General features: G+C 35.5%; 7 protein-coding genes. All 7 read left to right on the top strand.

All coding sequences use genetic code 11. The features are described 5' to 3' along the window. Positions 1–92 precede the first annotated feature (92 nt). A complete protein-coding gene (locus QL984_RS17990; protein WP_290173160.1) occupies positions 93–1046 on the top strand; it encodes a Wzz/FepE/Etk N-terminal domain-containing protein in 954 nt (317 codons plus the stop codon). Positions 1047–1102: 56 nt separating this feature from the next. After that, on the top strand, positions 1103–2383 hold the full coding sequence (gene tviB, locus QL984_RS17995; protein WP_290173162.1) for a Vi polysaccharide biosynthesis UDP-N-acetylglucosamine C-6 dehydrogenase TviB: 1281 nt from the start codon (positions 1103–1105) through the stop codon (positions 2381–2383). Between the two features lie 13 nt (positions 2384–2396). Continuing rightward, entirely contained in the window at positions 2397–3353 is a 957-nt protein-coding gene (locus tag QL984_RS18000; RefSeq protein ID WP_290173163.1) for a Gfo/Idh/MocA family oxidoreductase, read from the top strand. Positions 3354–3355: 2 nt separating this feature from the next. After that, positions 3356–3937, top strand: a complete 582-nt coding sequence (locus QL984_RS18005) for an acyltransferase (protein ID WP_290173165.1) — start codon at positions 3356–3358, stop codon at positions 3935–3937. Positions 3938–3944: 7 nt separating this feature from the next. Further along, positions 3945–5009 carry a DegT/DnrJ/EryC1/StrS family aminotransferase gene (locus QL984_RS18010; RefSeq protein WP_290173169.1) on the top strand — a complete coding sequence of 355 codons (1065 nt, stop codon included), beginning with the start codon at positions 3945–3947 and terminating at the stop codon, positions 5007–5009. After that, the gene (locus QL984_RS18015) at positions 5009–6277 is read left to right on the top strand and encodes an oligosaccharide flippase family protein (protein WP_290173171.1); all 1269 of its coding nucleotides are present in this window, start codon (positions 5009–5011) and stop codon (positions 6275–6277) included. The genes QL984_RS18010 and QL984_RS18015 overlap by 1 nt, the downstream gene beginning before the upstream one ends. 78 nt (positions 6278–6355) lie before the next feature. Then, the coding region (gene asnB / locus QL984_RS18020) for an asparagine synthase (glutamine-hydrolyzing) (RefSeq protein ID WP_290173172.1) at positions 6356–7682 on the top strand (1327 nt) is incomplete at its 3' end.

Consider the following 7682-nt stretch of genomic DNA (forward strand, 5'->3'; position numbering starts at 1 on the left):
TAGCTGATAGCTGATAGCTGATAGCTGATAGCTGATAGCTGATAGCTGATAGCTGATAGCTGATAGCTGATAGCTGAACTTATGAGATTTAAATGGAAAACAACTCAAACAACCTAAATCAAGCAAATACACCAGTGCAAAACAACATTGCCGATGACGAAATAGACCTACGCGAACTATTTACCGCTATTTGGCAAGGGAAATGGATAATAGTAATTATTACAGCCTTGTTTGCTTCTGCGTCAGTCTACTATGCAGTTAATCTGCCTAATATTTATAAATCTGAGGCGCTACTGGCACCCGCAGAGCAAGACAAAGCGGGGGGGCTGGCAGGGCAGCTAGGCGGCCTAGCAAGTTTAGCAGGGGTTAATTTAGGTGCAGGTGGCGGTGTTGATAAAACGCAAATGGCACTTGAAATACTTAAATCTCGTAAGTTTATCACCGAGTTCATATCAAATCATCATATTTTACCCGACTTAATGGCAGTGAAATCTTGGAACAGAAATACCAATATTTTAGATTATGATTCAGAGGTTTATGATTCAGAGAGTCAAACTTGGTTGCGTGAGGTTAAGGCACCTCTAAATGCAGAGCCATCAATGCAAGAGGCTTATAACAATTTTTCAAATATTATGAAAATTAATGTCTCTCAAGAGACTTCATTGGTTACTATCTCTATTGAGCATTTGTCTCCGTTAATAGCTAAAAATTGGGTTGATTGGCTTGTTAGAGATATTAATTTAGAGATGAAATCGCGTGACATTGAAGAGTCTAAAAGAAGTACTGTATTTTTAACAGAACAAATTGAACAAACAAAAGTTGCTGACATAAGAGCTGTTTTATACGGCTTAATTGAGGAGCAAACAAAAACACAGATGTTTGCTAGTGCTCGTGATGAGTACGTATTTAAAACTATTGATCCTGCAATTGTTGCAGAACAAAAATCAAAACCGAAGCGAGCTTTAATATGTATTTTTGGTTTCTTATTAGGAGGGGCTTTTGGTGTTATGTATGTATTATTGCGCTATTTCCACAAAAAAGATTAAAGTGAAAATTTCAAAGTATATTAAATAAAAGCTTTCAAAGTTTAAGAGAAATTAAAATGTATATTTCATCAGAAAAAATTAAAATAGGCGTAATTGGTTTAGGTTATGTAGGCCTGCCTCTTGCCGTAGAGTTTGGTAAAAAATATCCAGTTTTGGGTTTTGATATAAACCAAAAACGAGTAGATGAGCTAAGCGCAGGGCATGATGCGACGTTAGAAGTTAGCGATGAAGAGCTTAAAGATATCAAACAATTAACTTTTTCTTGTGATAAGCAGGAATTGGCTAGTTGTAATGTTTATATTGTAACAGTTCCTACCCCTATTGATGAAAGTAATGCGCCTGATTTAACACCACTTCGCAAAGCATCTGAATTATTAGGTGAGTTTGTTCAAAAAGGGGATGTTGTTATATATGAATCAACTGTATATCCAGGTGCAACCGAAGAGGTATGTTTACCTATTATCGAAAAAGTATCAGGTTTAGTATTTAACAAAGACTTTTTTGCTGGTTACTCACCTGAGCGAATTAACCCTGGCGACAAGGTGAATACGCTAACTAAAATTATGAAAATCACATCGGGTTCTACGCCTGAGATTGGTGAGTTTGTAAATGAGTTATACGGCTCAATTATAACTGCAGGGACGCATTTAGCTGGTTCTATAAAAGTAGCCGAAGCGGCAAAAGTAATTGAAAATACACAACGAGACTTAAATATTGCCATAATTAATGAGTTTGCAAAGATCTTTAATCGCTTAGGTATTGATACAGAAGAAGTCCTCAATGCAGCAGGCACAAAGTGGAACTTTTTAAAGTTTAAACCTGGCTTAGTAGGTGGGCACTGTATTAGCGTTGATCCGTATTATTTAACCCACAAAGCGCAGGAAGTAGGCTACCGACCTGAAGTTATTTTAGCAGGACGCAGAATAAATGACGGTATGGGTGAATATGTTGCAACGCAATTAGTTAAAAAGCTATCAAGCCAAAAAATTCATGTTGATGAAGCAAAAGTATTAGTCCTTGGTTTTACTTTTAAAGGTGATTGTCCCGATGTCCGTAATACTAAAATTATTGACATAGTAAATGAGTTAAAAGACTTTAACATGTCGGTTGATGTTTATGATGACTGGGCGAACCCTGCGGAAGTAGAGCATGAATATGGTCTGTCATTAGTAAGTGAATTAAAAGAAAATCACTACGATGGCATTGTATTAGCTGTAGATCACAGTGAATTTAAAGAAATGGGTAGCGATTCTATTCGTAAATTCGGCAAACAAAAGCATGTTTTATATGATGTAAAGCATGTGTTTGGCACTAAAGATTCAGATATCCGCTTATAATAAAGGACTTAAAATGAAAAATTTTGCATTAATTGGTGCGTCAGGTTATATAGCACCACGTCACTTAAAAGCAATTAAAGAAACAGGCCATAACCTTTTAGTGGCCATGGATATTAATGATTCTGTAGGTATTATGGATAGCCATTTTCCTGATGCCGAATTCTTTACTGAGTTTGAAGACTTTACTGCATATGTTGAAGACTGTGCAATGAAGGGTCAAAAGCTCGATTACATTGCCATTTGTAGCCCTAATTATTTACATGCTCCGCATATGAAGTACGCATTAAAAAATGGCATTGATGTAATTTGTGAAAAACCATTAGTACTCCATTCAGAAGACATGGATATTCTTAAAGATTACGAAATCAAATACGGGGCAAATGTTAATTCAATATTACAATTAAGATTACACCCATCAATTATCGCTTTAAAAGAAAAAGTAGCGGCAGCGCCAGCAGATAAAGTTTTTGATGTAGATTTAACTTATATGACATCGCGCGGTAAGTGGTACATGAAATCTTGGAAAGGGTTTGACCACAAATCAGGTGGTGTTGCTACCAACATTGGCGTGCATTTCTACGATATGTTGCATTTTATTTTTGGTGACCTTAAACATAACGAAGTTCATTTTAGAGATGAAAAAACGTCTAGTGGCTACCTTGAATACGAGCGAGCTCGTGTGAAATGGTTTTTGTCAATTGATGCAAATAACTTACCTGAAAATGCGATTAAAGGTGAAAAACTTACTTACCGTAGTATTACTATTAATGACGGTAATGACACTGAAGAACTTGAGTTTTCTGGCGGCTTTACCGACTTACATACTCAAAGTTACCAAAATATATTAGCAGGCAACGGTTTTGGTATTGATGAGAATCGTGTTGCTATTGAAACAGTTGAAAAAATTCGTGAAATGCCAACTGTTGAGGCCGGAAACAAAGCTCACCCGTCACTGTCGAAGGTATTATAGTTATGGATTATCATGTGCATGAAAGCGCTATTGTTGATGATGGGGCTAAAATAGGCAATAACACGCGTGTATGGCATTTTGTGCACGTGTGTAGTGGTGCGCAAATAGGTGAAGGTTGTTCGCTGGGGCAAAACGTATTCGTAGGCAATAAGGTTACTATTGGCAATAATGTAAAAGTACAAAATAATGTATCTGTTTACGATAATGTGCATATTGAAGATGATGTTTTTTGCGGCCCTAGCATGGTTTTTACCAATGTGTATAACCCGCGTTCGTTTATTGAACGAAAAACCGAATATCGCGATACATTAGTAAAAAAAGGCGCAACGCTCGGCGCTAATTGTACAATTGTATGTGGTGTAACTATTGGTGAGTATTCACTCGTTGGTGCTGGTGCAGTAATAAATAAAGATGTACCCGCATTTGCGTTAATGGTGGGTGTTCCTGCAAAGCAGATTGGTTGGATCAGTAAATATGGTGAGCAGCTTAAACTACCCATTAGCGGAACAGGTACTGAAAAGTGTGAGCATACAGGCGATACTTACCAACTATTGGGTTCAACACTGACTTTAATTAACGAGTAATCATTAAATGCAATTTATAGACTTAGCAGCGCAGTACAATCACTTAAAAACAAAAATAGATAAACGAATTCAAGATGTATTAGACCATGGTAAATATATTATGGGGCCTGAGGTGCAAGAGCTTGAAGAAAAGTTAGCTGAGTACGTAGGCGTAAAGCATGCCATAACATGTGCAAATGGTACAGATGCTCTTACACTTGCCATGATGGTGCTAAACATTGAAAAGGGCGACGCTGTATTTTGCCCGACGTTTACGTTTTTTGCGACTGCAGAAGTTATTGCTTATGAAGGCGCAACACCTGTGTTTGTTGATTCAGACGAGGCTACTTTTAATATTTGCCCTATCGATCTTGAAAAGCGTATTCAAGCAACAATTGCTGAAGGTAAACTAATTCCAAAAGCAATTATTGCGGTTGATTTATTTGGTTTACCTGCCAATTATCCTGAAATACAAAAAATAGCAGACAAATATAATTTAAAACTCGTTGAAGATGCTGCGCAAGGTTTTGGTGGCAGTATTAATGATAAAAAAGCAGGTAGTTTTGGTGATATAGCAACAACCAGTTTTTTCCCGGCTAAACCTCTTGGCTGTTATGGTGATGGCGGTGCTATATTTACCAATAATGACGAATATGCAGAGTTAATTAAATCTTATCGTGTGCACGGCAAAGGTAGTGATAAATACGACAATGTTCGCATTGGCATGAATTCTCGGTTAGATACTATTCAGGCTGCAATATTACTTGAGAAGTTAGCAGAGTTCCCAACTGAACTTATTAATCGCAATAAAGCTGCCGACAATTACGAAAAAACACTCGCAGGTAAATATAAAACACCCCAAGTACCAAAAGGTTATATTAGCTCTTGGGCACAATACACATTGGTATCAACAAACCGTGATGCAGATATGGCAGCCTATAAAGCGCAAGGCATACCAACTATGATTTATTACGGAACTTGTATGCATCAGCAAACTGCTTTTAAGCAATTAAGTTACCCAGATGAAGCGTTTCCTGTTGCATCAAAATTAGCAGATAGTGTTTTTAGTTTACCCATGCATCCGTATATTTAATGTTTAAAAGTAAGTATGTAAGAAATATTCTTACTTTGATTAGTAGTGCCCTTTTCGCCCAGATTTTGGCACTATTACTTACACCAATATTAACTCGGCTTTATTCTCCAGAGGAGTTTGGTGTATTTACTGCATTTATTAGTTACTCAGGGACACTTGCAGCTTTTATATTTTTAAGCTTAGAGCTTGCTATTGTAAAAAGTAAGAGCGCCAGAGAATTATCAAGTGTATTAGGTTTAATGCTTGTAATTTCAATCTTTTTGCTCTCAATACTATTCATCACAATTTATTCAGAAAGCAATTTTTATACACTTATTGGTTTTGATAAATTGTTTGATATTAAAGTACTCGTTCTTTTAGGGGTGTTATTTTCAGCAACTAACTTAGTATTAAACCAATTTATTACGAGAAAAGAAAAGTTTTCAGTTTACGCAACGTCTCAGGTATCTTTTGTGGCTTTGAGATTTGCTTTTAGTTATCTATTCTTCTATTTAGGTTATACCCGATATGGGTTAGTTTTTGGCTTCATTCTTGCTACAATATTGATAATTATTTATTTGGCTTATAGGGCTGAGATACATAAAGAAAGATTATCATTAAAAATGAGGTCTACCTTAGTTGCTTTTAGAAAACATAGCGATTTAATTTTTTTTAATACTCCCGCAAGTTTAATCAATACTATTTTAATTAGTTTTCCCGTTTTTTTCATATTTAAGCTATATGGACTTGAGGCTGCTGGTTTTTTTGGGTTGGCCTTTAGAATGGTACAATTACCTATTACATTAGTAAATAAAGCTATGGGTCAAGTTATGTATAAAAGGTTTATTGATTTGAGAGGTAAACCTAAAGATATTCGAGCTTTTGTTTTTAAAAACATATTAGTTTTAAGTTCTTCTTTTCCTTGTTTTATCGCTGTCTATATTTTTGGAAAGGATATATTTTCTTTCGTATTTGGTAATAGTTGGGGGAGAGCAGGCGACATGGCATCTTTGATGTCGCCATATATATTTTTTAGTTTTGTTATTTCACCTATTACTTATTACTTTATAGCTTATAAAAAAACTAAACAATTTTTAACCATAAGTAGCTTAGCTTTAATTGCTCTTATTTTAATGACATTTCTTATTGAGATGAAAAGTGTTGATGATTTTGTAATGAACTATTCAATATTAAATATAGGTTTTTGCGTATTAGTCTTAGTGTACGTAGTTGGAAGTGTTTCATTATCTGCGGCAAGAGAAGAAAACGTTGATAATAAAAATAGTTAAGCAGTTTAAGTAATCCTTAACGAATAAAATTATAGTATTAGCCTTCGTAATAGATGGCTGTTAATGGAGTAAAAATTGATGTGTGGCTTTTCTGCGCTTTATTCAACAACTGGATTAAAATTTAAAGATTTAGTAAAAATGAATGATGCTATTTCTCATCGGGGACCTGATGGGGAGGGTTTTTACCTTTTTGATACTAAAAATAAAGTCAGCCACATAATGAACAATTCGACTGTAGTTGATGATAATTATGACGTTTTAAACGAAAAATTCAATGCGTTAATTGGTCATCGTCGTCTTGCGATAGTTGATTTATCTGAGTCTGGATTTCAGCCTATGGTAAGTGATGATAAGCGCTACGTGATTGCTTTTAATGGCGAAATTTACAATCATCATGAACTAAAAGAAGAGTTGTTAAAAGTAGGTCATACATTTAACTCTAACTGTGATACCGAGGTTTTATTAAAAGCATATATTGAGTGGGGGGAATCCTGCCTCGAAAAATTCAATGGTATGTTTGCGTTCCAAATTCTAGATACCGAACTTAGCTGTGTGTTTGGCGCTAGAGATCGCTTTGGTGTAAAGCCATTATATTACTGGAAAACAGCCAATTCACTCGCATTGGCATCGGAGATCAAACAGTTTACAACTCTACCGCATTGGCAATCAAAAATGAATACGTTTAGAGTTTATGACTTTTTACAATACGGGCAAACAGATCATACATCGCAGACTTTATTCGCAGGAGTGCACCAAGTTCCTCCTGGACATAAATTCAAAATTGATTTGAATAAAGCCAATGATCTGGTTATATCTAAATGGTATTTTAGACCGCAAGCAAGAGTAAAAGATAAATTAAAAGAGGCAACAACTAAGTTTCATAAGTTATTTAAAGATTCCGTTCGCTTGCGCCTACAAGCTGATGTGCCGTTGGGGACAGGACTTTCAGGTGGTATGGATTCATCTTCTATAGCTTGTGAAATTAATGCAGTGTTAAAAGGGCAAGGAAAAGACGATTTGCAAAAAACATTTTCTGCCTACACTGAAGTAAAAAAATATGATGAACGAAATTATATAAATGATGTTCTAGAAACGATTACTGCTGAACCTCACTTTGTTGAGCTGATATGTCCTGATAAAAGATCGATATTAGAGGAAGTTGTTTGGCATCAAGATGAGCCATTTGGAACTACGAGTATATTTGCAGAGTGGTCTGTTTTTAAGTTAGCTAAAAGTAACAATGTCAAAGTTACGTTAGATGGACATGGCGCTGATGAAACTTTAGCAGGCTATCACAGGTTTTTCTTTGTCTACCTGATCGAGTTATTAAAATCTGGCAAGATATTTAGCTTTTTCAAAGAAGTGAAAGCTTTGAAAAAACTTCATAACTATAATGGTTTAAGAG

The organism is Pseudoalteromonas sp. APC 3495 (assembly GCF_030407645.1).
Taxonomy (GTDB): Bacteria; Pseudomonadota; Gammaproteobacteria; order Enterobacterales; family Alteromonadaceae; genus Pseudoalteromonas; species Pseudoalteromonas tetraodonis.